Source organism: Hyphomicrobium sp. NDB2Meth4, assembly GCF_900117445.1.
GTDB lineage: Bacteria > Pseudomonadota > Alphaproteobacteria > Rhizobiales > Hyphomicrobiaceae > Hyphomicrobium_A.
Window position 1 is genome coordinate 604,208 of record NZ_FPEJ01000013.1, and the last position, 26,414, is coordinate 630,621.

General features: G+C 63.5%; 27 protein-coding genes and 1 tRNA gene. 19 read left to right on the plus strand and 9 right to left on the minus strand.

Annotation, left to right across the window (positions count from 1 at the left end; translation table 11 throughout):
* Window positions 1-77: 77 nt before the first annotated feature.
* The 3 genes from NDB2M4_RS17860 to NDB2M4_RS17870 are packed head-to-tail and all read left to right on the plus strand — an operon-like array spanning window position 78 to window position 2,783.
* The gene (locus NDB2M4_RS17860) at window positions 78-2,081 is read left to right on the plus strand and encodes an acetyl-CoA carboxylase biotin carboxylase subunit (protein WP_072377488.1); all 2,004 of its coding nucleotides are present in this window, start codon (window positions 78-80) and stop codon (window positions 2,079-2,081) included.
* Window positions 2,081-2,467 (plus strand): RidA family protein, encoded by a 387-nt coding sequence (locus tag NDB2M4_RS17865; RefSeq protein ID WP_072377490.1) that lies wholly within the window; start codon window positions 2,081-2,083, stop codon window positions 2,465-2,467. Before NDB2M4_RS17860 ends, NDB2M4_RS17865 begins: the two co-directional genes overlap by 1 nt.
* 25 nt (window positions 2,468-2,492) lie before the next feature.
* Window positions 2,493-2,783: an acylphosphatase gene (locus NDB2M4_RS17870; RefSeq protein ID WP_072377492.1), complete on the plus strand. Its 291-nt coding sequence runs from the start codon at window positions 2,493-2,495 to the stop codon at window positions 2,781-2,783.
* Between the two features lie 12 nt (window positions 2,784-2,795).
* Here NDB2M4_RS17870 and NDB2M4_RS17875 read toward each other — a convergent pair whose 3' ends face one another.
* The gene (locus tag NDB2M4_RS17875) at window positions 2,796-3,653 is read right to left on the minus strand and encodes a LysR family transcriptional regulator (protein ID WP_072377494.1); all 858 of its coding nucleotides are present in this window, start codon (window positions 3,651-3,653) and stop codon (window positions 2,796-2,798) included.
* Window positions 3,654-3,947: 294 nt separating this feature from the next.
* On the opposite strand from NDB2M4_RS17875, the gene NDB2M4_RS17880 reads away from it, so the two are divergent.
* Window positions 3,948-4,295 (plus strand): hypothetical protein, encoded by a 348-nt coding sequence (locus NDB2M4_RS17880; protein WP_072377496.1) that lies wholly within the window; start codon window positions 3,948-3,950, stop codon window positions 4,293-4,295.
* Between the two features lie 63 nt (window positions 4,296-4,358).
* Here the strand turns inward: NDB2M4_RS17880 and lipB are convergent, their stop codons facing one another.
* Window positions 4,359-5,093: a lipoyl(octanoyl) transferase LipB gene (gene lipB, locus NDB2M4_RS17885; RefSeq protein ID WP_072377498.1), complete on the minus strand. Its 735-nt coding sequence runs from the start codon at window positions 5,091-5,093 to the stop codon at window positions 4,359-4,361.
* A gap of 167 nt (window positions 5,094-5,260) precedes the next feature.
* Between lipB and NDB2M4_RS17890 the strand changes: the two genes are divergently transcribed.
* Window positions 5,261-5,345, plus strand: a tRNA-Leu gene (locus NDB2M4_RS17890).
* Window positions 5,346-5,460: 115 nt separating this feature from the next.
* Here the strand turns inward: NDB2M4_RS17890 and NDB2M4_RS17895 are convergent.
* On the minus strand, window positions 5,461-6,873 hold the full coding sequence (locus NDB2M4_RS17895) for a sodium:solute symporter family transporter (RefSeq protein WP_072377499.1): 1,413 nt from the start codon (window positions 6,871-6,873) through the stop codon (window positions 5,461-5,463).
* Window positions 6,874-6,969: 96 nt separating this feature from the next.
* Entirely contained in the window at window positions 6,970-7,374 is a 405-nt protein-coding gene (locus NDB2M4_RS17900) for a DUF1622 domain-containing protein (protein ID WP_244536220.1), read from the minus strand.
* Between the two features lie 96 nt (window positions 7,375-7,470).
* On the opposite strand from NDB2M4_RS17900, the gene NDB2M4_RS17905 reads away from it, so the two are divergent.
* The gene (locus tag NDB2M4_RS17905) at window positions 7,471-8,262 is read left to right on the plus strand and encodes a YdcF family protein (protein ID WP_244536221.1); all 792 of its coding nucleotides are present in this window, start codon (window positions 7,471-7,473) and stop codon (window positions 8,260-8,262) included.
* A gap of 21 nt (window positions 8,263-8,283) precedes the next feature.
* Here NDB2M4_RS17905 and NDB2M4_RS17910 read toward each other — a convergent pair whose 3' ends face one another.
* Both NDB2M4_RS17910 and NDB2M4_RS17915 read right to left on the minus strand, forming a co-directional pair.
* Window positions 8,284-9,201 carry an alpha/beta fold hydrolase gene (locus NDB2M4_RS17910; RefSeq protein ID WP_072377503.1) on the minus strand — a complete coding sequence of 306 codons (918 nt, stop codon included), beginning with the start codon at window positions 9,199-9,201 and terminating at the stop codon, window positions 8,284-8,286.
* A gap of 58 nt (window positions 9,202-9,259) precedes the next feature.
* Complete coding sequence (locus tag NDB2M4_RS17915) at window positions 9,260-11,452, minus strand: lytic transglycosylase domain-containing protein (protein WP_072377505.1); 2,193 nt, start codon at window positions 11,450-11,452, stop codon at window positions 9,260-9,262.
* A gap of 365 nt (window positions 11,453-11,817) precedes the next feature.
* On the opposite strand from NDB2M4_RS17915, the gene dapA reads away from it, so the two are divergent.
* Genes dapA through NDB2M4_RS17935 form a run of 4 tightly spaced genes read left to right on the plus strand, consistent with a single transcriptional unit; the run spans window position 11,818 to window position 14,375 of the window.
* The gene (gene dapA / locus NDB2M4_RS17920; protein ID WP_072377507.1) at window positions 11,818-12,708 is read left to right on the plus strand and encodes a 4-hydroxy-tetrahydrodipicolinate synthase; all 891 of its coding nucleotides are present in this window, start codon (window positions 11,818-11,820) and stop codon (window positions 12,706-12,708) included.
* A 28-nt stretch (window positions 12,709-12,736) separates the two neighbouring features.
* Entirely contained in the window at window positions 12,737-13,213 is a 477-nt protein-coding gene (smpB, locus tag NDB2M4_RS17925; protein ID WP_072377509.1) for an SsrA-binding protein SmpB, read from the plus strand.
* Window positions 13,213-13,806 (plus strand): peroxiredoxin, encoded by a 594-nt coding sequence (locus NDB2M4_RS17930; RefSeq protein WP_072377511.1) that lies wholly within the window; start codon window positions 13,213-13,215, stop codon window positions 13,804-13,806. Before smpB ends, NDB2M4_RS17930 begins: the two co-directional genes overlap by 1 nt.
* Entirely contained in the window at window positions 13,803-14,375 is a 573-nt protein-coding gene (locus NDB2M4_RS17935; RefSeq protein ID WP_072377513.1) for a peroxiredoxin, read from the plus strand. The genes NDB2M4_RS17930 and NDB2M4_RS17935 overlap by 4 nt, the downstream gene beginning before the upstream one ends.
* 166 nt (window positions 14,376-14,541) lie before the next feature.
* On the opposite strand, the gene NDB2M4_RS17940 is transcribed toward NDB2M4_RS17935, so the two are convergent.
* The 3 genes from NDB2M4_RS17940 to NDB2M4_RS17950 form a co-directional block, all read right to left on the minus strand.
* Window positions 14,542-14,949, minus strand: coding sequence for a DUF3775 domain-containing protein (locus NDB2M4_RS17940; protein ID WP_072377515.1), 408 nt, complete (start codon window positions 14,947-14,949; stop codon window positions 14,542-14,544).
* Between the two features lie 93 nt (window positions 14,950-15,042).
* Window positions 15,043-15,699, minus strand: a complete 657-nt coding sequence (locus tag NDB2M4_RS17945) for a uracil-DNA glycosylase (protein WP_072377517.1) — start codon at window positions 15,697-15,699, stop codon at window positions 15,043-15,045.
* A gap of 14 nt (window positions 15,700-15,713) precedes the next feature.
* A complete protein-coding gene (locus tag NDB2M4_RS17950) occupies window positions 15,714-16,367 on the minus strand; it encodes a LabA-like NYN domain-containing protein (protein WP_072377519.1) in 654 nt (217 codons plus the stop codon).
* A 453-nt stretch (window positions 16,368-16,820) separates the two neighbouring features.
* Between NDB2M4_RS17950 and rpoZ the strand changes: the two genes are divergently transcribed.
* The 9 genes from rpoZ to thrS all read left to right on the plus strand — a co-directional run bounded on the left by rpoZ (window position 16,821) and on the right by thrS (window position 26,352).
* Window positions 16,821-17,264 (plus strand): DNA-directed RNA polymerase subunit omega, encoded by a 444-nt coding sequence (rpoZ, locus tag NDB2M4_RS17955; RefSeq protein WP_072377521.1) that lies wholly within the window; start codon window positions 16,821-16,823, stop codon window positions 17,262-17,264.
* Between the two features lie 73 nt (window positions 17,265-17,337).
* Window positions 17,338-19,575 carry a RelA/SpoT family protein gene (locus NDB2M4_RS17960; RefSeq protein WP_072377523.1) on the plus strand — a complete coding sequence of 746 codons (2,238 nt, stop codon included), beginning with the start codon at window positions 17,338-17,340 and terminating at the stop codon, window positions 19,573-19,575.
* Window positions 19,576-19,637: 62 nt separating this feature from the next.
* Complete coding sequence (locus NDB2M4_RS17965; RefSeq protein ID WP_083556559.1) at window positions 19,638-20,234, plus strand: DUF2062 domain-containing protein; 597 nt, start codon at window positions 19,638-19,640, stop codon at window positions 20,232-20,234.
* Window positions 20,235-20,268: 34 nt separating this feature from the next.
* On the plus strand, window positions 20,269-21,054 hold the full coding sequence (locus tag NDB2M4_RS17970; RefSeq protein ID WP_072377527.1) for a pyridoxine 5'-phosphate synthase: 786 nt from the start codon (window positions 20,269-20,271) through the stop codon (window positions 21,052-21,054).
* A complete protein-coding gene (gene acpS / locus NDB2M4_RS17975; RefSeq protein ID WP_072377529.1) occupies window positions 21,051-21,464 on the plus strand; it encodes a holo-ACP synthase in 414 nt (137 codons plus the stop codon). The genes NDB2M4_RS17970 and acpS overlap by 4 nt, the downstream gene beginning before the upstream one ends.
* A gap of 125 nt (window positions 21,465-21,589) precedes the next feature.
* Window positions 21,590-22,348: a signal peptidase I gene (gene lepB, locus NDB2M4_RS17980; protein WP_072377530.1), complete on the plus strand. Its 759-nt coding sequence runs from the start codon at window positions 21,590-21,592 to the stop codon at window positions 22,346-22,348.
* A gap of 69 nt (window positions 22,349-22,417) precedes the next feature.
* Window positions 22,418-23,134 carry a ribonuclease III gene (gene rnc / locus NDB2M4_RS17985; protein ID WP_244536222.1) on the plus strand — a complete coding sequence of 239 codons (717 nt, stop codon included), beginning with the start codon at window positions 22,418-22,420 and terminating at the stop codon, window positions 23,132-23,134.
* Window positions 23,127-24,065, plus strand: coding sequence for a GTPase Era (gene era / locus NDB2M4_RS17990; RefSeq protein ID WP_072377532.1), 939 nt, complete (start codon window positions 23,127-23,129; stop codon window positions 24,063-24,065). The genes rnc and era overlap by 8 nt, the downstream gene beginning before the upstream one ends.
* 271 nt (window positions 24,066-24,336) lie before the next feature.
* A complete protein-coding gene (gene thrS, locus NDB2M4_RS17995; RefSeq protein ID WP_072377534.1) occupies window positions 24,337-26,352 on the plus strand; it encodes a threonine--tRNA ligase in 2,016 nt (671 codons plus the stop codon).
* Window positions 26,353-26,414: the final 62 nt, after the last annotated feature.

Here is a 26,414-nt window from a genome sequence, read left to right on the forward strand (position 1 = left end):
GGCCGTCTAGAACGAGAGCTGCAATCGGCTGCGGCCCCGTCTTGCGGGCAGGCCCACTCAGTGGACCAATAGGGGTTATGTTCAAGAAAATTCTGATCGCCAACCGTGGCGAGATCGCCTGCCGCGTCATCAAGACGGCGCGCAGGATGGGCATCAAGACCGTCGCCGTCTATTCCGATGCCGACCGTGATGCGCTCCATGTGGAAATGGCCGACGAGGCCGTCCATCTCGGACCGCCCCCCGCAGCCCAATCCTACCTGCTGATCGACAAGATCGTCGAAGCCTGCAAGCAGACAGGCGCCGAAGCTGTGCATCCCGGTTACGGCTTCCTGTCCGAGCGCGAGGCATTCCCCATCGCGCTTGAGAAGGCGGGCATCGTCTTCATCGGCCCCAATCCCCATGCCATCGCCGCAATGGGCGACAAGATCGAGAGCAAGAAGGCCGCCGCAGCGGCCAAGGTCTCGACCGTCCCCGGCTACATGGGCGAGATCTCCGACGAGAAGCACGCGGTAAAGATCGCCGAGGAGATCGGCTATCCCGTGATGATGAAGGCCTCTGCCGGTGGCGGTGGCAAAGGCATGCGTATCGCCTACAACAGCAAGGAGGTCGAAGAAGGCTTCCCGCTGGCGAAGTCCGAGGCTAAGGCCTCCTTCGGCGATGATCGCATGTTCATCGAGAAGTTCATCGTCGACCCGCGCCACATCGAAATTCAGCTCATCGGCGATAAGCACGGCAACGTGATCTACCTCGCCGAGCGTGAGTGCTCGATCCAGCGCCGCAACCAGAAGGTCATCGAGGAAGCCCCGTCACCACTCCTTGACGAGAAGACCCGCCGCGCCATGGGCGAACAAGCCGTCGCCCTCGCCAAGGCCGTCGGCTACGACAGCGCCGGCACCGTCGAGTTCGTCGCCGGTCAGGACAAGAGCTTCTACTTCCTGGAGATGAACACCCGCCTCCAGGTTGAGCACCCGGTCACCGAGCTCATCACCGGCGTCGATCTCGTCGAGCTGATGATCCGCTCCGCCGCCGGCGAGAAGCTGCCCTTCAAGCAGTCGGATGTGAAGCTGAACGGATGGGCGGTCGAGAGCCGTGTCTACGCCGAAGATCCATTCCGCAACTTCCTGCCCTCCATCGGTCGTCTGGTGAAGTACCGTCCGCCCGAGGAAGGCACCAAGGACGGCGTCACGGTCCGCAACGACACCGGTGTGTTCGAGGGCGGCGAAATTTCGATGTTCTACGACCCGATGATCGCCAAGCTGGTGACGCACGCCCCGACGCGCCTCGAGGCCATCGATTCCCAGGCTGAGGCACTCGACAGCTTCTATATCGACGGCATCCAGCACAACATTCCGTTCCTGACCGCCCTCATGCAGCATCCGCGCTGGCGCAAGGGCGCGCTGTCGACGGGCTTTATCAAGGAAGAGTTCCCCGACGGCTTCATCCCGCGTGAAGCCGCCGGCGATGAGCTTCGCGTCGTCGCCGCCGTGGCGGCTGTAATCGACTATCAGAACAACGTCCGACGCCGCGAAATCACTCAGCAGATGACCGGCCGCCCGGTGCAGTTCGCGCGCCGTCGCATCGCAAACGTCGGCAAGACCAACATCGCCGTTGAGGTCGATGAGGCCGAGGGCAGCTACAGCGTCGACTTCCCGGAATCCGGCGGCAAGCTGGTGCTCAAGTCCGACTGGCGTCCCGGAGACCCGGTCTGGAAAGGCATGGTCGGTGACGACGAGGTCGCCGTTCAGGTGCGCGCCATCCTCAACGGTGTGAAGCTCTCCTACCGCGGCATTCAGGTGCCGGTGTACGTCTACACCGAGCGAGAGGCCGCTCTCGTCGCCGAGATGCCCGAAAAGGTGCCGGCCGACACCTCGAAGTTCTTGCTCTGCCCCATGCCGGGCCTCGTCAAGGCGATCCATGTTGCCGAAGGCCAGGAAGTCCAGGCCGGCGACGCACTGGCCGTCGTCGAAGCCATGAAGATGGAGAACATCCTTCGCGCCGAGCGCGACGGGAAGGTTACCAAGATCAACGCCAAGGCCGGTGACAGCCTCGCTGTCGACGCCGTTATTCTCGAGTTCGCCTGATGTCCAAACGCCACCTCATTTCCTCGGGCTCCGAGTTCGAGAAGAAGATCGGCTACTCGCGCGCCGTCGTCGACGGCAAGTGGGTGTTCGTTTCCGGGACCACCGGCTTCGATTACGCGACGATGACCATCTCCGATGACATCGTTGCCCAGACCGACCAGTGCTTCAAAAACATCGCCGCCGCCCTCGAAAAGGCTGGGTCGTCGCTCTCCGACGTCGTGCGGGTGCACTACCTGCTGACGCGGCGCGAGGATTTCGAGCCCATCTGGCCGGTGCTGCAGAAGTACTTCGGCGACGTCCGCCCGGCCTGCACCGTCATGGTGACCGGCCTTGTCGACGAGAAGATGCTGATCGAGATCGAGGTCACCGCCCGCAAGGCGGACTGATCCTCGCCTCGCGGAGGCGCCTCAAATGCCAGACCCGGCCACGCGCACCGTCCACGTCCGCGTCGAAGGCCGGGTGCAGGGCGTCGGCTACCGCGCCTTCGTCGAGCGGACCGCGGTGAGCCTCGCTCTTCGTGGATGGGTGCGCAACCGGCTCGATGGCTCCGTCGAGGCGGTGCTCCAAGGACCAGATGCGGCGGTCGAGGAGATACTCGCACTTTGCCGAAGCGGACCGCCCGCCGCGCGTGTCGATCGCGTCGAGATCCTGGGCGAGGGCGTTGGCGCCTTTGCGGGCTTCGAGGTCCGGCCCACCGTCTAGGACTTCACCGCCTCAGGCAGGGCGAGCGTACTTGGTCGCGTGCTGCCGCAGTCCCTTGAGAATTGGCTCGTAGGCCTCTTCGTTGCGCGCCTCCGGATAGACCACGTACACAGGATAGACGAACTTGCGCGCCCGTTTCGGCTGCCGCAGGCGTCCGCGCGCGATGTGCGATCGGACGAGTCGCGAGGGAAAATAGCCGGAGCACTCGTTGGCCAACAGGAAGTCGAGCGCCACCGGCCCGAGGTCGAGGCTGAGCCCCGGATTGGTAAACTCAGGGTAGGCCGCAGCATGATCTTGCTGAAAATCCGGGCCCCAATCGACGAATACATAGTCCGCCGACGTCCGCCGTTGCGTGGCCGGAGCGCTCGTTACCAGGATGAACTCCTCATCGAACAGGTGCTCGATGATCAGTCCAGGCGGCTGCATGGGCCGGTACATCACCGCCAGATCGAGAGAGCCCTCAATCAGCCGCTGCGTCAGCAGAACCGATAGGCCGCTGGTTGCTGAGACGGCGATCCCGGGAATGCTTGACCGCAGCCACGACACCCATCGCAGCAAGAATCCATCCCAGAAAACACCGGGTGCACCGACGGCGAGATGGTCGCTGTGTTGATCGGAGGTGCCGACTTCGAGTTGGGCACGCTGCCACACGCGCACCAGGGCCAGGGCATGCTTCTGGAACTGCTCCCCCGCGGTCGTAAGCTCGGCGCCAGACTTGGAGCGCGCAAACAGCGGCCTGCCGAGCATCTCCTCGAGGCCCTTGATGCGAGCCGAGACGGTGGACTGCGTGATGTTCATCTTGCGGGCAGCATCGATGAAGCTGCCCATCTCGGCGACCATCAGGAATGTGCGCGCTAGCGTGACGTCCATTGGCTCATCGAAGCACTGAACACTGACAAAAGCTATCTATCGAAATTTTCGATAGTGATCACCGGAAAATTCCGTTTGTGAAAGGGGTTGATTCTCACCAAATTGATCTTCGTCCCGGCCGGATCGAATCCGATTCGACTCCGCGCATCCGGGTTCACAGAGGAAGGACCACTACCATGGCTGCTGCTAAAGCGAAGAAACCCGCTGCGAAGAAGGCCGCTCCTGCAAAGAAGCCGGCCGCCGCCAAGAAGAAGAAGAAGTAACGATCTCCCCCAGGAGATCACGGGGGCTGCCGTGACGACCCTAAAGGCACTTGCGGCATCTCTTTGCGTAGCCCTCCTGACTGCTCCAAACGCGTTCGCCTCTGCCATTACGAACCGAGATGACACTGACCAGAAGGTCACCATTATCGAGGGAAATGCGGCAACGGACCATATTTTACGGCCGTCGGCGACGCTCAAGGAGGTCTGCAACAAGGGCTGCGTGATCCGCCTCAACGGCAATCAAAAAGACGAGTACGAGCTCAAGGGCTCGGAAGTCGTGTCGATTGAAGGCGGCTACCTCTACTACGCTGGGCCACCCGCATCCGCGGTGCCGCAGGCTGGTGATGCGGACCAGCCTCGAGAGCCCAGCCCGAAGTAGAGGCGGACAACCGACGCCACGCTGTGGAAGCCCGGCCCAACTTAAGGGCCGGGCTTTCGCGTTTCAGCCCATCGAGCCAGCATCGCAAGAGGCGGTCAAAGGTGCCGCGCCGTCCTGCGTGACCCCGAAGCGACGTTCGAACTGTGCCCGCAGCACGTTATCCACAACTTCGATATTATCCGTCAGCCCGAGATCGGCGAGGCTCGTGACGCCATGTTGCGTGATCCCGCACGGCACGATGCCGGCATAGTGCGAAAGGTCGGGCGCCACGTTCAGGCTCAGCCCGTGCAGGCTCACCCATTTGGAGACCCGCAATCCGATGGCGGCAATCTTGTCCTCCACGCCATCGCCTTTGTCGGGGCGCTGCACCCAGACGCCCACGCGGCCCGGCCGGACCTCGCCAATCGCACCAAGCTCTGCCAGCGCGCCGATCAGCCACTCTTCGAGACTGGAGACGAACGCGCGCACATCCCCGCCGCGCCGCTTCAAGTCGAGCATGACGTACACGATCCGCTGCCCCGGCCCGTGATAGGTGTACCGTCCGCCACGCCCCGTCGCGATCACGGGGAATCGCTCCGGCTCGAGCAGCTCGTCCGCACTGGCGCTGGTACCGGCCGTGTAGATGGGCGGATGCTGCAGCAGCCATACCAACTCAGGCGCATTCCCGGCCGCAATCGCGCGCGCCCGTTCCTGCATCGCCTGGACGGCCTCGGAATAGTCGACCAGCGTCCCGCTTTTGGCCCACTCGACGGGGCTTGCAGCGTGGAGCGGCCCAGCTTTTAAAGCGCCAGAATCCATAGCGATCAGTCTAAGACGCCCGGCTGCTTGCGCCTATGGGGCAGCCCGTGCCGGCTGCGGGGCGATATGCCGCCACGCCTATCCGCAGGACCCGAATTTTAAGGGCCGCGGCCCGCTTGTTCCCGCGGCACAACTTGGCTATATGAGCGTCCTCGTTCTCCCGGCATGCGGTCGTGGCGGAATTGGTAGACGCACTACCTTGAGGTGGTAGCGGGGCAACCCGTGGAAGTTCGAGTCTTCTCGACCGCACCAGGACGAACGAAACAGCCGGCCCCCATCTGGGGGCCGTTTGCTTTTCCGGGCGCCTCTCGCCTGCTCGCACCCCGTTTCACCATCGGCATTTACGATGCGACGGAGCGCCAGCTCGCTAGCCGGCTGCCGCTGAAACGGCCACGGCCGCGCGCTTTCGTTCGTACAGACCGATGATCACATAGGCGGCGCCCGAGCCTGCAAGCGCAACGATGTAGGGTGCCTCCCATTCGAGGCCGAATCGGCCGACGGCCCAGATCGCCGTTCCAAGCAGGATCGAAACGGTCGCGCTGAGCGGACCGCCGAACCGTGTGAACAGCCCGAACGCCGCCGAGATGAAAACGCCGGCACTCCCGAATGCCGATGCGATCTCGACCAGTTCCTTGATGCGGTCCGAGGTGAGAGCCAGAAGAAACGCCGCCCCGGTCAGCGCCACGACGCTGAGACGCGCCGCGAGCAGCTTGCCGCGTGTACCGAGGCCGGGAATGACGTGCACCACGATGTTGTGCGAGACCTGCGCGCCGGACGCATGCAGGGCCGAATGCACCACCGACAGGATCGCTGAGATCAGCGCGCCGCCGAAAACGACGTAGTGCCACCGAGGCAGGTAATGCTCGGACAAAACCGCGACCACCTGCTCGGAATCGACGAGCTTGGCCTTCAGCGCGGGATCCGATTGCACCAGGCCCGCAGCGGCGAGGCCGAGAAAGATCGGCAGGATGCCGATGGCGATGTACATGATGCCGCCGGCCATCGTGCCCCCGCGGGCCACCACCGCCGACCGTGCACCGAGAAAGCGCGAGATCAGCTCGATCGCCACGAACGACCCGAAGAAAGCGACCGCAACTGCCTCGAATGCCTCGAGCGGCGTACCGTGCACCTCTGTGGAGAAGGCGAGGTGCTCTGCCGGGACCCCATCGACAGCCGCGCCGACGCCGCCGGCCGCGACCGAAACGACGATCGTCAGCACGACGAGGCCGATGATGACCGCCGCGCCTTGGAAGAAGTCGGTGACGGCATCAGCCAGCAATCCGCCAATCACCGAATAGGAAGCAACCAGCACGGCCGCCAGCGTGATCGCATCGCTCAGCGACATGTGGGAAGTGGAACTCAGCACCTGCCCAAAGGCACGGATCTGCGCCGCCGCCCAGAACACTGACCCCGGCAGCAGCACGACGACGACGAGCTTTTCGACGAACGGGGAGAAGCGGGCGCGAAATACGTCGGCAAAGGTCGTCACCCCTTGGCGCCACAGCATCGCTGCATAGAGAAAGCCCGCGGCAATCACAGCCAGGCCATAAGCGAGGGGGTCGACCAAGGCGCCGGAGATGCCCTTGTCGAACACCTCGGCAGATGTCGCGACGATGGCCTCGGCACCGAACCAGGTTGCGAACACTGAGAAGGCGACCAGCACGGGCCCGAGCCTTCGTCCGGCCAGAATGTAATCGGACTCGCTCTTGACCCTTCGCGAAACCCAGATGCCGACCGCGAATTGGGCCAGCACGTAGCCGATCATTCCCAGCAGTATCATGGCAGCCCCCCGGCAGCGCGATCACGCGCCAATCATGTCCGAGGTGCCTTCCAGCCGGCAAGGCCGTTCAGCGAGGCTCGTCGTGGGCGGGGTGTGTCACGCGGGCCCAGCCTCTTGTTCGGCCGCAGCCTCCCGGGCGAGCCGCGTCGTCTCCCATGGCCAGTGGCCGTTGATCTCGACGTCGAGCGAAATCGACAGGAACGTGCGGATGATGACGATGCCGCCGAGCACAGCGATGCCATCGATGGTCGGATCGACAACTACCGACTTCAGGATGTCCGCCGCGATGAGGATTTCCAGACCCAGCAAGATGCCTCGCCCAAGGTTCGCGCGATAATCGCGGTAATTGGCGAGAAACCCAGATTGAGATACCCGCACCAGGAACACGGCGGTCGAAACGGCGACGGCAATAAGGATCACGGCAAAGGCGGTGATATCCAGCACTTCGCTGGTCCACATCGCCATATCGCGCATCGCCTGCCCGTTGGTCCCCGAAAACACGGCCTATCTCCCGCAACGCTCCATTACCGCCAGAGTGGGAGGTTAGGGTTTCGGAAGCGCAAATGTGGGTGATGCAACGAGGAGGGGCGACAGGCTTTGTTCTACATCTCAAAACTGGGCTGGCTGCTGGCCCAGCCATCCATGCTCGTCATCGTTCTGCTGTTGGGCGGCGTCATCCTGCTGGCGACTCGCTTTCAGCGCCTGGCGCGAGCTGCCCTCATCGGGGCTGCCTCGCTGGTGGTGGTCGGCGGCATTCTTCCCCTCAGTACCTGGCTGATCCTGCCGCTGGAGGATCGATTTCCGCGTGCTGACCTATCGGGGGGGCCGATTGACGGCATCGTCGTGCTCGGCGGGGCGGAGGAGGCGCGCGTCGCCAACGGGCGCCACGTCCATGCCCTCAACATGGCCGCCGAGCGCATGACGGAGACGATGGCTCTGGCGCGGCGCTTCCCCAACGCGAAGGTCATCTTCACTGGAGGCTCGACGAACATCGTGCTCGGCCCGGCCGTGGAGGCTGACGCCGCCGCTAGCCTCTTGCACGATCTTGGCCTTGAGCCGGACCGCCTGCAGGTCGACCGGCAGGCCCGCAATACCTACGAGAATGCGCTCTACGCCAAACAGCTGGCCAACCCCAAACCCGGCGAACGCTGGCTGCTGGTGACCTCCGCCTGGCATATGCCGCGCGCGATCGGGCTCTTCCGCAAGGCTGGCTTTCCCGTAGAAGCCTGGCCCGTCGATTATCGCACGGCCGGTAGCGGCGACATCTTCGTGCCCTTCTACTCACCGTCCGAAGGACTGCGCCGCCTCGACACCGCGGTGCGCGAATGGGCAGGCCTCTTCGTCAGCTGGCTCACGGGCCAATCGAAATCGATCCTGCCCAAGCCATGAGGTTGATTGGAGAGGGCCGGCTTAACCAGCAGCGGAGGCGGCTGCCGTACGTTGGCGTCCCGCGTCCGCGGCCGTGAGGAAGTGGCGGATCGCCTCGATCGTCGCTGCATCCTTCAGCAGCGGCGCATGCCCTTGAGCTGACACGGTCACAGCCACCGAGGCAGGATGGCGCCGTCGCATCTCGTTCACAGTCGCCGCAGTGAGGATATCGGAGTTCTCGCCGCGCAGGATGAGCAACGGCACCCGCTTCAGCGCTTCGAACTGCGGCCACAGCGCGGGCAGGGGACCATCAAGCACCGAAAGCGCCTTGCCGAGGTTTGAGTCATAGCCGGGCGCGGGCTTGTCATTCTTGTCGTTGTACCACTGGCGGGCAACCTCCTCCCACACGCGGTCAGAGATCTCCGGAAACTGCCGCCGGTTGAGCTCGCGCGTCATGCGCGCCGCGTCGGGCCAGGAGTAGGGCAGCGGTACGCGCCCGACGTATCCGCTGATACGCGCTAGTCCGTCGTGCTCGATGACCGGGCCAATATCGTTGAGCACCGCCGCGCCGATGGCGGTGGGCCGCGCCGCTGCGAGCAGCATTGTGATCAGTCCGCCCCGCGAGGTGCCGATCAGCGCCGCATCGTGCAGCCCCGTAAGGGTGATGAAATCGAGCACATCGAGCATCTCGACGCTGAGCGAATAGTTCTGCCAGTTGGGATCGAAGTCGGACAGGCCGCGCCCGCGATAGTCCAGCGTATAGACGGTCCGCGAACCGCTTGGCCGCTGACTGAGCGCCACCGCCAGATCGTGAAAGTCGCGCCCGTTGCGGGTCAGACCGGCAAGGCACAGGACGGGGCGCGCCCCGGAGGCACTTTTCGAGTGATAGCAGCGGCCATGCAGCCGCAAGCCGTCTCGCGCTGTGAAGTAGATGTCTTCGAAGGGTTCGCCCGCCGTCATCGCTTCAACTGGCCCATCGTCCAGCCCAATACCGCCGCCACGACTACATGGCCGGCTATCAATCGCGTGAGTCTGCTGTGTTTGTCTTGACCGCGCCGCTCGATGCCCCGCCGGCCGCCGTGCTCGCCCGGTTGAGATCCTTATCGAGCCGCAACGGCGATTTTTCCCCAAGCCGTGCCCGATAGACCTGAATGTTGGACAGCACCTTCGCGACGTAGCTGCGCGTTTCCTCGAACGGAATGCGCTCGATCCAATCGATCGGATCGACGTTGGCTTCTCGCGGATCGCCGAACTCTTTGACCCACTGCCGGGTGCGGCCGGGACCAGCATTGTAGCTGGGCAAGCCTAGAACATAGGAGCCCGACCACTCGTCGAGGCGGTCCGCAACATAGGCAGACGCGATCATCGTATTGTACGAAGCATCGCTCAGCAGTCGGCTGTGCGAGCATTTGATCTTGTAATCGCGGCACACGTGATTGGCCGTGATCTTCATCACCTGAAGGATGCCGCGGGCGCCCGCACCCGATACCGTGTCACTGTTGAATTCGGTCTCCTGCCGCGCCAGTCCGAGGAGATAGGCCGTCTCCGGCGGCTTGCGCAGCGGCGAATACTTCGGCAACGCGTGCACGGGATAGCTGTAGTAGTAGAGCGCATGGCCCGCTGCGATGGCCGATTTGCCGATGCGCACGCTCGTCTGAGTATCGCCGCTCGCTCGCGCCAGATGCGCGGCCATGGCCGCCCAGGCCTCGTCATTCTCGATCTTGGCGCCATTCAGCAGAAAAACGCGCGTGATGTGCCGGCCGAGATCTACTTGCTGCGCCAGCGCAAAAGCCTTGATCGCATCGTTGTCCTGAAACCGCTTCGCTTGCGCAGGAGTAGGCGTAGCAGGCGCTTCGAAACTCAAATCCCGCGTCCCCGGGGAGAGCTTCTGGATCGCCAGCAAGCCGTGGAAGGTGTCTTTGAATTGCGCTGCCTGCTCGTAGCTCAGGCGCGCGTGAATCTGGTCGCCGAGCGCCTCTGCGGCGCGACCCATCCAGTAGTTCGCCCGCGCCCGGGTCAGCGGTCCGTCAGCGTTGGAAACCAGCGTAGAGAAGTGCTTTTCCGCCTTCTTGGCGTCCTTCAGGTAGCGCAGCGCGATCCAGCCCGCCATGAAGCTCTGTTCGTTGAGCTCGTTGACGGTAATGGGACCTGCATCCTCGACCAGCTCATAAGCGAGCTTCGCCTTGTTCGACTTGAGCGCGATATAGGCGAGCCCGCGCCGCTCTTTCCACCATGCATCGAGATTGGCGACGACGGCGGGATCGCGCGGCGCTGTGCGCAGCAGTTTGGCCGCCTCTTCCAGTCGCTCGGCGCGGCGGTGCTTCTGGATCTTATGGAAGACAGTGCCCCAATTCGTCCCGCCCTTCGACGATGCGGTCAGGGTGTTGTCTTCACCCTTGCGCAGGAAGACGGCTAGACGTGCTTGCGCCGTTTTGCGCTCGGCGGGCGACAGAAGTGCGATCACACGCTTCGCCTGGGCGGCTCTCTCGGCGCGGTTGGCTTTGTAACGCACATCGTCGACCAGTAGGCGGTCGAGCCGCCACTTGTGATCAGCTTCGCTCAGCATCGGGCCAAAGCGCAGGAGAAAGCCCTTCTCCAGAGTTTCCGGCAGATCCTCGTCGCGCCAGATTTGGACGGCGAGTTGTTTCGCTTTGTCCTTCTCGTCGTGCGCCAGATGCACCGAGGCGAGAACGGCCATGCCCGCTGGGCTGCGCGCAGCGCCGTCCTTGAAATAGGTGGCGATGAGATCAGTGTCGCCGCCTTCCTCGAAGAGTGTCTCTTCCATCCGCCGCTGCAGGATTTCGCGGCTCGGCCACTGCGGGTTCTCCGCAAGGAATTTCAGGTAGTCGGCGGCCTGACCTTGTCCGCGACGAAGGCGGAGCCATTCGACGAGCTTGCGGGCCAGCGGATCGCTGATCGTAACCTCGATCGCTTTGACGCTGGCCGTGTCGCTCTTCGGCAACGCCTTGATGACGTCCTTGAACTTCGCGGCATCGGCATCGGACAGCTGATACTTCAGCAGCGGCGCGACGACCTTGTCCATCCGCGCCATGTACGCAGCCTCGCTCTCGCGGGTCGCGGGCTTCTTGATGGCTGTGCCGGCCTGCGCGAGCTGTGCTTGAGCGAGTTTGATCCCCGCGTCGTCTCGGCCGCCCTCTGCCCAAGCCGCGCTGGAGCAGGCGGCGGCAGCCGCGAGCAGCGCTACTTTCATAGAGTACAGGGGTACGCGGGCGGCAGTGCGAGCCGGCTTCCTTGCGCCAAGGGCGAGAAGCGGCCCGTTGGAGAGTGACCGGGCTAGCCTGCGCTGCGTCTCGGGCAAAGATCCGTCCTTCCACGGGCGCCACGGACCCGGGCGGGTTGCGGGGCGCAAAGCAAGGTCCTAATGTCCCGCTCGACAGGGCGCCGCGACTCCACCATCACAGCGCGGAATATACCTATCAAGCAGCCCCGTAAGGGACAAGGCGCTGAAGCATGCCGCCCGATGCGGCGACAGCAAGGCGCCAGGGTACTTTTCCCGTTCAAACCCCTCGCACGGGCAAAGTTAGGAAGAGCTGAACGCTCAAGGGTAATGGGCACATGTTCAAGGGATCGCTCACCGCACTGATCACTCCGTTCAAGAACGGAAAGCTGGACGAGGAAGCATTCCGTCGCTTCATCGAGTGGCAAATCAGTGAGGGCACGCACGGATTGGTTCCAGCCGGAACGACGGGCGAAAGCCCGACGCTGGACTATGACGAGCACAAGCGTGTCATCGAGCTGACGGTAGAGGCCGCAAAGGGCCGCGTCCCGGTTATGGCCGGCACCGGCTCCAACTCCACCGCCGAGGCCATCGAGTTGACCGAGTACGCCGCCAACGTCGGCGCCGACGCTGTGCTGGTCGTGACCCCCTATTACAATAAGCCGACCCAGGAAGGGCTTTATCAGCACTACAAGGCGATCAATGACGCCGTTGATATTCCCATCATTATCTACAACATTCCGGGCCGCTCCGTGGTCGACATGAATGTCGACACCATGGCGCGCTGCTACGAGTTGAAGAATGTCATCGGCGTCAAGGACGCGACCGCCAACCTCGCGCGCGCCTCCCAGCAGCGTCTCGCCATGGGGCCCGAGTTCAAGCTTCTCTCGGGTGAGGACGCGACCGCGCTGGGCTTCATGGCTCACGGCGGCCATGGCTGCATCTCGGTGGTTTCCAACATCGCCCCGCGCCTGTGCGCGGATTTTCAGAATGCCTGCCTCGCCGGCGACTATAAGACGGCACTCGCGCTGCAGGATCGCCTGATGCCGTTGCACGATGCCATGTTCTGCGAAGCGAACCCTGGCCCCGTGAAATACGCAGCTTCCCTCCTGGGGCTGTGCGAAGCCGAGATGCGCTTGCCGTTGGTTCCGATCAGCCAGGCTTCTCAACGTATCGTCGACGCCGCCATGGCGCGCGTCGGCCTCACCCAAGCGCGCGCTGCCGAGTAGTTGCGCGCTGATCCGGAGTTGAAAGGCCATGGCGGCCAAAAATGAGGGCGGCCGCCGCATCGTCGCTGAAAATCGGCAGGCCCGTCACGAATTCTTCCTCACCGAAACCTACGAAGCCGGCCTCCAGTTGACGGGCACGGAGGTGAAGTCGCTGCGCCGTGGCCAGTCGAACATCGGTGAGAGCTATGCCTCCGTCGAGGAAGGCGGCCTTTGGCTGATCAACGCTTACATCCCCGAATACCAGGGCGCCGGGCGCTTCTTTCAGCATGAGCCGCGCCGCAAGCGCCGCCTGTTGCTGCACGCCAAGGAGATCCACAAGCTCGCCATCGCCATCGATCGCCAGGGCATGACCATCGTGCCGATCGAACTCTATTTCAACGAGCGCGGGATCGCCAAGCTGAAGCTCGCTTTGGCCCAGGGCAAGAAACTGCACGACAAGCGCGAGACCGCCAAGAAGCGCGACTGGAACCGCGAAAAAGCGCGTCTGATGCGCGAGAAGGGCTGATGGCAAGCGGGCAGAGGACGCTGACCGACGTTGACTGGTCGAGCCTGCCGGTACCCGAGGACGACGGCGCGGCCAGCCACCTTTCAGGTTGCCCACTTCCCGATATCCCGTTGCCGGCCACCGACGGTACAGAGGTCTCGCTGGCCCGTCTCTCGCGAGTTGAGCCCTCGCGCCCCGTCGTGGTTTTCGCTTATCCGATGACCGGCCGCCCGGACGTCCCGCTTCCTGCGGGTTGGGACGAGATCCCTGGCGCACGCGGCTGCACGCCCCAAAGTTGTGCTTTCCGCGACCTCCATGCCGACCTCTTGGCCGCCGGATCCTCCGCCGTCTTCGGACTCTCGGTCCAGGACACCGCCTACCAGCAGGAGGCGGCGTCCCGGCTTCACCTGCCGTTCCCGCTTCTTTCAGATGCGGCGCTGCGCCTCACGACCGCGTTACGTCTTCCTGTCATGCTGATTGAAGGCAGGACACTGCTGAAACGCATGACGCTGATCGTCGAGGCCGGCATAATTGCGCGTGTGTTCTATCCGGTGTTTCCGCCCGACCGGAACGCGGCAGACGTTTTGAGCTGGTTGAGAGCGCAGAGGGGATGACGACCATCGACACCAAGGAGGCAGCGCTGCCAGACGATGGCGCCGCGGGCCATCTGGTACCCGGCGCTGTGCTGCCCGACATCTCGCTCCCGTCGAACCGGGGTGGCACCGTCAATCTCAGCGCCAGGCGCGGCGTGGCGGTTGTCTACGTCTATCCATGGACAGGGCGCCCCGGATTCAATGACCCGGTCGGCTGGGATAACATCCCCGGCGCCCATGGCTCTACGCCAGAGACGGAAGGCTTCCGCGACCATTACCTGAAGTTCCGCGCTCAGCGGATCGAGGTGTTCGGTATCTCCACGCAGTCCTCCGACCATCACCGCGAGCTGGCGACGCGCCTCGCTGTGCCGTTCCCTTTGCTCAGCGATGAAAAATTCGAGCTGAAAGAAGCGCTCAATCTGCCCGCGTTCGAAGCTGGTGGGGCGCTCTATCTCAAGCGGCTCACTATGTTGATCCGCGACGGCCGCATCAGCCACACGTTCTACCCGGTCTCGACGCCAGCGGCGCATGCGCGCGAGGTTCTCAATTGGCTCGACGACAAGCGCCGCGCCGCTGCCTCATCGCCCTAAGCGGGCGCAGCCATCGCCACACCAAGCCTGCTTCAGCTCGCGTCACAACAGAAAGATCGCCGCCGCAGCCGGCAAGGACCCAAAGGGTCCCGCGCCCAAGGCGCGGCTATCGGCTGGTGAAACCTATCCGCAGACAACGCTTGCTTCAGCTCGCGTCACCAACAAATCAGAGAACATCGCTTTCGACGTCGTCGACTGAGTATCCCAGCTTCTCCAGGCCCTCTTCGAGGTAGTCTGCCAGAAGCGGAATCCCGAGAAGGTAGTTCGCGGTTGCGTTGATGCGCTCTGACCGAGCCGTGTCGACCGCTTCGTCGAACTCTTCCTTCTCGTATGTCCCGCGCCCGACCCACATCAGCGCCACGAGGTTCGCCTGCTCGTCGTAGTTCAGACGCTCGATGAACCCGGCAAGCTCCGCACGCGTCGGATCGTTGGCATAGTCTTCCAGGATCGCGCTGGGATCTTCCTCGGCGTCGCCATCCTCAGGAGAATCGTCCCACGCACCGACCTTCGCGTCGTATTCGCGGGCTTTGATAATGACGTGCGCCACCTTTTCGGGAGCGATGTCGAGCGCCATTTCTATTCTCCTGCTGCGGGCGGCCAATAACCAGCGACAGCTCAGATAACATCGCCGCCGATACGGCGGAAGCCCGTCCGCGCGTGCCGTGATTTATTGCTCTAACGCCGCCCGGGCCTTCGCGAATACCGCATGAAACATTTCTGGCGTGAGGCGGCGTGTATTGGTGTTGTAGCGTGAGCAGTGGAAGCTGTCGAAGAGGCTGAGGTCGTTGCTCAGCATATGATGAGCCCCGTGGGCAAACGGGAACTTCGACTTACGCTCTCCTAGCGCCGTGAGCGCCGCATCGTGCGCGATCCGGCCCAACGCGATCATCACCGAGACGTTTGGCAGAGCTTCCACGCGTGCGCGCAGGTAGCCGCCGCACGTCGCGATTTCGCCCGGTGTCGGCTTGTTCTGCGGCGGCACGCACCGCACCGAATTGGAGATGATGCAATCGATGAGCTGCAGCCCGTCGTCTGGACGCGCATCGTAGTGCCCCTTGGCGAAGCCAAACTTCAGCAGCGTCGCGTAGAGCAGGTCGCCGGCATAGTCGCCGGTGAAAGGGCGCCCGGTGCGGTTGGCGCCATTCAGTCCGGGCGCCAACCCGACGATCAGCAGGCGCCCGCGCTCATCTCCGAAAGAAGGCACCGCGCCGTTGAACCAGTCAGGCGCCTTTTGCTGGTTCAGTTCGCGGAACCCCACCAGCCGTGGGCACAGCCCACACAGCTTCGGCGCCTCCGGCCGGTACTTTGCCCCCGTAACGGCCATCGGCCGGATACCCGTCAGACCTCTTCGGAGAGGTCGTCGTTATCCTGGAAGGGCGCCGCCTCCCGCGGGGAGTATCCCGCGCCGCCTCGGGCGCCGCTGCTGCCGAACGAACGGCCGCCTTCGCGCCCGGTGCGCGTGGCAGGGTCACGGCAGATCAGCTGCTCGAGATCGGCAAGGTCGATGAACTGGTCTGCTTGGCGACGCAACTCATCGGCGACCATGGGCGGTTGGGTCTGTAGCGTCGAGACGACCGAGACGCGCTTTCCTGTCTGCTGAAGTGCAGCGACTAGGCTGCGGAAATCGCCGTCGCCAGAGAACAGCACGATGTGATCGAGGTTTGCGGCAAGACGCATGGCATCGACCGTAAGCTCGATATCCATGTTGCCTTTGATCTTCCGGCGACCCGAAGCGTCCGTGAACTCCTTCGTCGGCTTCGTGACCATAGTGAAGCCGTTGTAGTCGAGCCAGTCGATGAGCGGACGGATCGAGGAATACTCCTGATCCTCGGCAAGAGCCGTGTAGTAGAGCGCCCGGACAAGCTGTCCCTTTTGCCGGAACAGGGCCAGTAGCCGCTTGTAATCGATGTCGAAGCCTAGTGATTTCGCCGTGGCGTAGAGATTAGCGCCATCGATGAAAAGGGCTATACGTTCGTTCTGATAGAAATGCATTCGTTCACCCTAGGGCCACGCGTGTCGGCAAAAATAGGCCGCCACAGTATTCAAGATTGGAGGGGCACGCCGCGCGATAGCGTCCGGCTGTTCGATGTGACTCTATCCAATTTCACTGCCATGCAAACCATTAGATCTGCTCAATTTTTAGCGACAATGTGAAGCACACCAAAGTATAGCCGCGGTCCCGTTACCCTCAATTAACACAACGCAGCAACTTGCGCTCAAGTTCGGATGGCAGCAGATGGGCCGCCTGGAGCGCAAGCATTGTCGGCTATCAGCAGGCTGATTAAGGCACATCCGAGGGCGATTGGCACGCGAACAATTGAGTGCTCCGCTTGCTTCCCGCGGGTTTTCATGTAACTAGAGACAGCCGGTGCCGTCGGCCGCATTGTCACGGCCCTAGCCTGATTCCCGAATTGATCCGTCCTTTCCCAAAGGGGTGTCGCTCTCATGGCACGCGTGACTGTCGAAGATTGCGTAGACAAGGTCCCGAACCGCTTCGAGCTGGTTCTCCTTGCGGCGCACCGCGCCCGCTCCATCGCCGATGGCAGCTCTGTCACTGTGCCGGTGAATGCCGATAAGAATCCGGTCATTGCCCTGCGCGAGATCGCCGAGCGGACCATTCCGCCGGAGGACATGCGCGAGTCGCTGATCCACTCCATTCAGAAGAACGTCGAGGTCGACGAGCCGGAAGCTGTCGCAGCTCCGCTCCTTCCGCCCGAGCGCCGCGCCCCTGTTCTTGGCCGCGACGACCAGTCGAGCGACAGCGTGGTCGACGTGATGACCGAGGAGCAGCTTCTGCGCGGCCTCGAGAGCATGACGCCGACCGAGCCGTCCGCCAACGGCGGTCCCAATGGTGGTCCCCGCGAGCGTGACCGCGACCGCGGCCGTTGAGCTCGAGGCGCCGCCGGACGGCGGCGTCTTCGGCAGACTTCCCAGGAAGCGGCCGGCCTAGGAGCGGCGGGCCATGATGCGGCAATACGAGCTCGTTGAACGGGTTCTACGCTACGATCCCAAAGCGGACGAGGCGCTGCTCAACCGCGCCTACGTCTACGCCATGAAGGCGCACGGCAACCAGAAGCGCGCCTCGGGTGATCCTTACTTTTCCCACCCGCTCGAAGTCGCTGCCATCCTCACCGACCTCAAGCTCGATGACGCCACGATCGTCACGGCGTTGCTGCACGATGTGATCGAGGACACCCCCGTCACGCGCGCCGAGATCGACCAGCTCTTCGGCCCCGAGATCGGCAAGCTCGTCGACGGCCTCACCAAGATCCGCCGCCTCGACCTCGTGTCGAAGAAGGCCGAGCAGGCCGAGAATTTCCGCAAGCTGCTGGTCGCTATCTCTAGTGACATCCGCGTTCTTCTGGTGAAGCTCGCGGACCGGCTGCACAACATGCGCACGCTCGAGCATATGAAGCCCGAGTCACGTAAGCGCATTTCCGAGGAAACGCTCGACATCTATGCTCCGCTCGCAGCGCGCATGGGCATGGAGAAGCTGCGCGAGGAGCTCGAGGATCACGCCTTCCACTGGCTGCATCCCGAAGCCTACAAGGCGGTGACCGCCAAGCTCGCCGAGCTGCGCAAGTCCAACGAAGGCCTAGTCGAGGAAATTCGCGCTGCGCTCGCCGCAAAGCTGGCCGAGGTCGGCATCGATGCCGAGGTGCAGGGGCGCGAGAAAAAACCCTACGCGATCTGGCGTAAGATGGCCAACAAGCAGATCAGCCTCGAGCAACTGTCGGACATCTACGCTTTCCGCGTCGTCACCAAGTCGATTGATGATTGCTATCGCGTGCTTGGCGTCGCGCATACCACGTGGCGCACTGTGCCGGGGCGCTTCAAGGACTACATCTCGACGCCGAAGCAGAACAATTATCAATCGATCCACACTACCATTGTCGGTCCGCGCCACCAGCGCGTCGAGCTGCAGATCAGAACCCGCATCATGCACGACGTCGCCGAATACGGCGTCGCCGCCCATGCGCTCTACAAGGAAAGCAACCTCAACGGCCACGCCTCGACCAACTCGCCCGATACCTACGAGAAGGAAAGCGGGCCCTACGTTTGGCTGCGTCGCCTCGTCGAAACGCTCCTGGAAGGCTCGAACTCGGAAGAGTTCCTCGAGCACACGAAACTCGAGCTGTTCCAGGATCAGGTATTCTGCTTCACGCCCAAAGGACGCCTGATCGCGCTCCCGCACGGCGCAACACCGCTCGATTTCGCATATGCCGTGCACACCGATATCGGCAACGCAGCGGTCGGCGCTTTCGTCAACGGCCGTCATGTCCCCATCGACACCAAGCTGCGCAACGGCGACGAGGTAGAGATCGAGACGGCGAAAAATCATACCCCGCCCGCCGCCTGGGAGAATCTCGTCGTCACCGGTCGCGCGCGCTCGGCCATCCGCCGCGCCGCTCGCGACGCCGTGCGCCGTCAGTACACCACCTTGGGCCGGCGCATCATCGCGTCCTACTTCGAGCGCTTCGGCGAGGAGCTCGACGACGAGAAGCTGAAGAAGGCCCTGCCGCGTGTCGGCTATAAATCTCTGGAGGACGCTCTCGCCGCCGTCGGCCGCAACGAGCTGTCGATCGAGAATGTGCTCAAGGCCACCATTCCCGAAGCGCTCGACCAGGCGCCGAAGCAGCCGGCTTACCGGCGCACACGCGGGTTTGGCCGCGCCCGGGGCCAGGACGGCTGGTTCAACCTTGACCGGGTGATGAGCATCAAGTTCCGCGGTGCAGAGGCCGAGGGGGTCAAGGCCGCCGGGCTGCCGATCCGCGGCATCAACAGTGACCTGCCGGTCAGCTTCGAGCCGGGTGGAGCGGTCCCGGGCGATCGCATTGTCGGCGTGATGATCCCGGGCGAGGGCATCCGCATCTTCCAGATACACTCACCGCGCCTGCGCGAATACGAGCACGAAGGCTGGATCGACGTCACCTGGGACGTCGATCCGGATAATCCTCAGCGTTTTCCGGCCCGTATCAGCGTCACCGCCCTGAACGAGCCTGGAACTTTGGCGCAGATCGCCAAAGTGATAGGAGAGAGTGGCGGTAACATCGACAACGTCCGCATGGTGCGGCGGGCCTCCGATTTTACCGAAATGCGCATCGAATTGGAGGTGCTCGACCTGGTGCATTTGAACCACATCATCGCGGGCCTTCGCGAGAAAGCAGTGGTCAATAAGGTTGAGCGAGTATTCGATTGATAGGAGAATCTGTCACGCGGGGGAGCGAACAGGCACGGTGGGAATTTGGAGTTCTCTAGGGTATGTTGCTCGACCCTCGTAGGCAGTCCCAGTGCAGCTCAGTTGTCGGGAGTAGCTCGGCGAAGAAGCTGGCGCCACGCCTTGCCGGGTGGATGCCGGGGCTGCGTGCTGCTGGCCGCCGCCTGGTTGACCTGCGCGCAACCCCTCACGACATTGCCCTTGGCTGCGCCCTCGGCGCCTTCGTCTCGATCACCCCGCTGCTTGGGGTACAGACGCTCCTAGCCATCATCCTGGCTCTGATGCTCCGCGCCAGCGTCCCTGCGGCCATCGTCGGCACCTTTGTCGGCAACCCGATAAGCTGGCCGTTCATCTGGGTATCGACCTACTTCATGGGCCTGCAGATGGTCGGCCTCGAAGGCTCGTTCGACCCAGCGGCCGTCGAGCGCAACATCAACCTGCTATGGTCGGCGCTGCTCAGCCCTTCGCCCCAGCTCCTCGACGCCACCGTGTCGCTGTTCTGGCCGCTGCTATGGCCCATGCTCGCCGGCAGCATCCCGATCGGACTGCTCACGGCGGCGATCGTCTACTATATTTCTAGGAATCTCGTTCGCGGCTGGCGCTCGCGGGTTATGGACCGGACGCCGACGGCAGCGGAATAACCCGCCCCTCGCTTGAGTTCATTTGGCTACCGCGATGCAGAACCCTGCCTACCTACGTCTGGGCGTCAACATTGACCACGTTGCCACCATCCGCAACGCGCGCGGTGGACGCCACCCCGACCCCTTGCGCGCAGCTCACATCGCTGTGGAAGCAGGCGCGGACGGGATTACCGCCCACCTGCGCGAAGATCGCCGCCACATATCCGATGACGACATTGCGCGCCTCAAGAGCGAGCTGACGCGCCCCCTCAATCTCGAAATGGCCGCAACCGACGAGATGCTCACCATCGCGCTGCGCCATGTACCCAATGCCTGCTGCCTCGTCCCCGAGCGCCGCGAAGAGCGCACCACCGAAGGTGGACTCAACGTCGTCGGCGGGGGTGAGCGGCTGCAACGCATCGTTGGCAGCCTCAAGGACGCGGGCATACGCGTATCGCTGTTTGTCGAGCCCGATCCCGCGGTCATCGAAGCATCGCATCGCGTCGGCGCCGACATCGTCGAACTGCACACGGGCGCCTATTGCGAGCGCGCGCTTGAAGGCAACGCAGCGGGCATCGCGCGCGAGCTGGAGCGCATTACTGTCGCCGCCAGTCTCGCCGACGCCGCCGGGCTCGAGGTTCACGCCGGCCACGGCCTGACCTTCAACACCGTCGGCGCGGTTGCACGCCTGCCCCAGGTCGTCGAGCTCAACATCGGGCATTTCCTTATCGGCGAAGCGATCTTCGGCGGCCTCGCTCGCGCCATCGAACGCATGCGCGCGCTGATGGACGAAGCGCGTCGCGAGGCAGCCACCGAGCCGCGGCAGGCGAGGTCGGCGTGATCCTCGGAGTCGGCAACGACCTGATCGATATCCGCCGCATCGAGAAGACGCTCGAGCGCTTCGGCGAGCGCTTCATTGCCCGAGTGTTCACCGACGTTGAACGTCGCAAATCTGACGCCCGCGCCCAGCGTGCCGCCTCCTATGCCAAGCGCTTCGCCGCCAAGGAAGCCTGCGCCAAGGCGCTGGGTACAGGCCTGCGGCATGGCGTCTTCTGGCGTGACATGGGCGTCGTCAACCTGCCTTCTGGTCGCCCAACCTTGCGGCTAACGGGTGGGGCGGCGAGGGTTCTCGCCGAGCTCACCCCCGAGGGTTTTGAAGCCCGCATCGACCTGACTTTGACCGACGATTTCCCGCTGGCCGCGGCAATCGTCATTATCTCCGGGCTGCCCGAAAAAGGTGACAGGCGCTGACGGGCGGCGGCATTTGCGCACTGCAGCGCAACGGCGCTGATACAACGGCGCGAATTGCGCCCAGACGGCAAAATGGCTATAGCGGCCCGGGCGTACAGCGAGGGCTGACGCAACGGGAGTGACGCATGGCCGTATCGGCAAATACAAAAAAGGGCGGCTGGGGTGAGACATTCCTCATCGTCATTGAGGCGCTCGCCATTGCCATGGTCGTGCGCACATTCCTCTATCAGCCCTTCAACATTCCTTCCGGCTCGATGAAGGAGACGCTTCTGATCGGCGATTACCTTTTCGTCTCGAAGCTCTCCTACGGCTACAGCCGCTACTCCTTCTACAATATCGTCCCGTTCGAAGGCCGCATCTTCGGCGCCGAGCCCAAGCGCGGTGACGTCGCCGTCTTCAAGCTTCCGCGCGATAATTCCACCGACTACATCAAGCGCGTGATCGGCCTTCCCGGCGACCAGATCGACGTCCGCGGCGGCGTTGTGTTCATCAACGGCAAGGAAGTGCCGCGTAAGCGCATCGGTGACTTCGTCACGCAGGAGGACGGCGGCCCGCCGCGCCCCATCCCTGCCTACGAGGAGACGCTTCCTAACGGCGTTAAGTACACTGTGCTTGATGCCGAGCAGAACGGTCCTTTCGACAACGTCGGCCCCTATAAGGTGCCCGCCGGCCATTACTTCATGATGGGCGATAACCGCGACAATTCCACCGACAGCCGTGCCTCCTGGGGCGTCGGCTACGTACCCTTCGATAACTTCATCGGTCGCGCCGAGATTATTTTCTTCTCCGCCGCCGTCGATGAGCCAGACGCGTTCCGCTGGTGGGCTCCCTGGACCTGGCCTTTTGACATCCGCTGGAACCGTTTCTTCAAGCTGGTCCGCTAGTTTTGGCCAACCCGTCAACGCAGACGCCAACACCGTTCGGCGTCTGCAACCGCATTTGAAAATCAGCTCGTGATCCTGCGACCGCGAAAATACAAAGAGCTTGAGAAGGCGCTGGGTCACCGTTTCAAGGACCAGCAGCTCATCGAGGTCGCGCTGACTCACGCCAGCATGCGCGGTGGCAAGACCGAGCGCGCCGACAACGAGCGCCTGGAGTTCATCGGCGACCGCGTACTGGGGCTGGTCATCGCCCAGGTGCTGATCGAGCGCTTCCCCTCGGCAAACGAGGGCGAACTGGCCCGCCGTTTCAATCGTCTCGTCCGCGGCGAGGCCTGCGCCCGGGTCGCCCGCGCCCTAGGCATTGGCTCCCACCTGATCTTGTCGGAAAGCGAAGCCGGCAGCGGCGGCCGGGCCAAGGGCACGATCCTCGCCGACGCCATGGAGGCGATCCTCGGCGCCGTCTTCCTCGATGGCGGATTCGAAGCCGCCCGCGCAGTTGTGCGCAATCTCTGGACCAGCCAGTACGACGATCAGCATTCGACCAGCGCCGGCCCCGATGCCAAGTCGGCGCTGCAGGAATGGGCCCAGGGTAACGGGCTCGCTCTGCCCGAATATGTCGAGGTCAGCCGCAAGGGCCCCGATCATGCACCGCGTTTCACCTCGGAGGTGCGCATCAGCGGTTGCGCCCCGGCCCGCGGCGAGGGATCGTCCAAGCGCGCCGCCGAGCAGGCCGCCGCCCGTACCCTGCTTGAACGCGAAGGCGTTGCCGGAGCCGAAGTCCATGAATGATCCTCACCAGGAGAGTGCCCTGAGCGACCCCGAGCGCCAGCGCTGCGGCTTCATCGCCGTGATCGGCGCGCCGAATGCGGGCAAGTCGACCCTCGTCAACGCGCTCGTCGGCGCCAAGGTCTCCATCGTCTCGCACAAGGTGCAGACGACGCGCGTGCCCGTGCGCGGCATTCTCAACGTCGGTGACAGCCAGCTCGTCTTCATCGATACGCCCGGCCTCTTCGCGCCCAAGAAGCGTCTCGACACGGCGATGGTCGAAGCCGCATGGGGCGGCGCGCGTGATGCCGATATCGTCCTGCTCGTCATCGACGCCGTGCGCGGCATCGACGAGGAAGTCGGCCGCATCCTCGACAAGCTGAAAGACATCAAGCTGCCGCGCATCGCCGTGCTGAACAAGGTCGACAAGCTCGACGACAAGGCCAAGCTTCTGGCGCTCGTCGGCGATCTGCAGGCGCGCGTTGATTTCGAAAGCATCTTCATGGTGTCGGCCACCGAGGGCGATGGTCTCGATGCGCTGAAGCAGGATCTCGCCGCCCGCGTCCCGCACGGTCCTTGGCACTACCCCGCCGATGATCTGACCGACGCTCCGATGCGTCTGCTCGCCTCCGAAATCACGCGCGAGAAGATCTTCCATCGCCTGCACGATGAGGTGCCGTACTCGTCCACCGTCGAGACGACGATGTGGACGGAGCGCAAGGACGGCTCAGTGCGCATCGAGCAGACCATCTTCGTCGCCCGCGAAGGCCAGAAGGCGATCATGCTCGGCAAGGGCGGCGCCACCATCAAGCAGGTGTCGATGGATAGCCGCCGCGAGCTGACCGAGATACTCGAGCGCCCGGTGCACCTGTTCCTGTTCGTCAAGGTGCGCCAAAATTGGCAGGACGACCCCGAGCGCTACCGCGAAATGGGCCTCGAACTCCCGAAGAAATAGCGCGCAGGCTGTCATCCCGGGCGAAGCGCGCGAAGCAAGCGAGACCCGGGACCCAGCATAATGACCGGCCATCGGCTCACGCTCTAACATGGTGTCTTCGACGCGCTTTGCGCCCGATCCCGGATAGCGGCTCGCGGTGCTCCCGCTTCAGGGATGACAGATTGGCGAGGATCGCCGGGTTAACCTCTCCGCTTGACATCGGTGCTGCCGCGCCGCACATAGCCTCCGCATCTTACCTGCTTGGTATGCAGCGATTGAGAGGAGAGAGGTCATGGCCGACACGGCACACGATTCTGCGCCCAATTCATCTGCGGCGCCCCAGATCACCCTGACATTCCCAGACGGTGCAACGCGCAAGGTTGAGCGCGGCACGTCCGGCATGAGCGTCGCCAAGGCGATTTCGCCTTCGCTTGCGAAACGCACTGTCGCCGTGAGCCTCAACGGCACGCTGGCCGACCTCGCCGACCCCATCACCGAAGACGCGACGATCAAGTTCGTCTCGCGCACCGACCCCGAAGCCCTGGAGCTGATCCGGCACGATTCCGCGCACGTGATGGCCGAAGCCGTGCAGGCGTTGTGGCCAGGCACGCAGGTCACGATCGGCCCGGTGATCGAGAACGGCTTCTATTACGACTTCGCCAAGCAGGAGCCGTTCCACCCCGACGATCTCGCCAAGATCGAAAAGAAGATGGGCGAGATCATCGCCAAGAACGCGCCCTTCACGAAGGAAGTGTGGAGCCGCGACAAGGCCAAGGCGTTCTTCCGCGACAAGGGCGAGAACTTCAAGGTCGAGCTGGTCGACGCCATCCCCGAGGATCAGGACGTCAAGATCTACAAGCAGGGCGAATGGCTCGACCTCTGCCGCGGCCCGCACATGGCCTCCACGGGGCAGGTCGGCAAAGCGTTCAAGCTGCAGAAGATCGCCGGCGCCTACTGGCGCGGTGACGCCAACCGTCCGATGCTTCAGCGTATCTACGGCACGGCCTGGGCCACCGAGGACGAGCTGAAGGCGTACCTGACGCGCCTGGAAGAAGCCGAGAAGCGCGACCACCGCAAGCTCGGCCGCGAGATGGACCTGTTCCACTTCCAGGAGGAAGCGCCGGGCTCCGTCTTCTGGCACCCGAAGGGCTGGACGCTGTTCCAGACGCTCATCGCCTACATGCGCCGCCGTCTCGACGCTGCCGGTTATCAGGAAGTGAACTCTCCCGACATGATGGAGAAGCACTTCTGGGAGTTGTCCGGCCACTGGGAGAACTACGGCGAGAACATGTTTACGACGACGCTCCCCGACGAGCGCGTGTTCTGCTGCAAGCCGATGAACTGCCCGGGGCACGTGCAGATCTTCAAGCATGGCCTCAAGAGCTATCGCGATCTGCCGCTGAAGATCGCTGAGTTCGGCAAGGTGCACCGCTACGAGCCATCCGGCGCGCTGCACGGCATGCTGCGCGTGCGCCACTTCACGCAGGACGACGCGCACATCTTCATCACCGAAGATCAGATCATGGAGGAATGCCTCAAGATCAACGATCTGATGCTGTCGATCTACAAGGACTTCGGCTTCGAGGACATCTTCATCAAGCTCTCGACGCGCCCCGAAAAGCGCGTCGGCGCCGATGAGCTGTGGGACAAGGCCGAGAAGGCGTTGCAGGATGTGCTCGACGAGGTGACGAAGCGCTCCAACGGCCGCGTGAAGACGGCGCTGCAGCCGGGCGAGGGCGCGTTCTACGGGCCGAAGCTGGAGTACGTGCTGAAGGATGCTATCGGGCGCGAGTGGCAGTGCGGCACGACGCAGGTGGACTTCAACCTGGCCGGCCGTCTCGGCGCGTTCTACATCGACGAGAACTCCGAGAAGAAAGTGCCGGTAATGATCCACCGCGCCATGTTCGGCTCGCTCGAACGCTTCACCGGCATCCTGATCGAAAACTTTGCCGGGCACTTCCCGCTGTGGCTGTCGCCGCTGCAGGTCGTCGTCGCGACCATCGTTTCGGACGCGGATGATTACGCGCTACAGGTCGCCGAGCAGCTTCGCGCCGCGGGCATCAAGGTCGACGTCGATCTTCGCAACGAGAAGATCAACTACAAGGTGCGCGAGCACTCGCTGGCCAAGGTTCCGGTGATGCTCGTCGTAGGCAAGCGTGAAGCGGAAGAGGGCAAGGTGTCGATGCGACGCCTCGGCTCGCAGGACCAGAAGGTCATGCCGCTCACTGAGGCCATCGCGGCACTGCGCGCCGAAGCCACCCCGCCGGACCAGCAGCGTTTGCTGGAGGCTGGGGTGAAGGCAGCCTGACTGTCATCCCGGGGCTCGTCCCCGGGATACATTCACGCAATCGCTGGCTCCGCAGCGCTCTA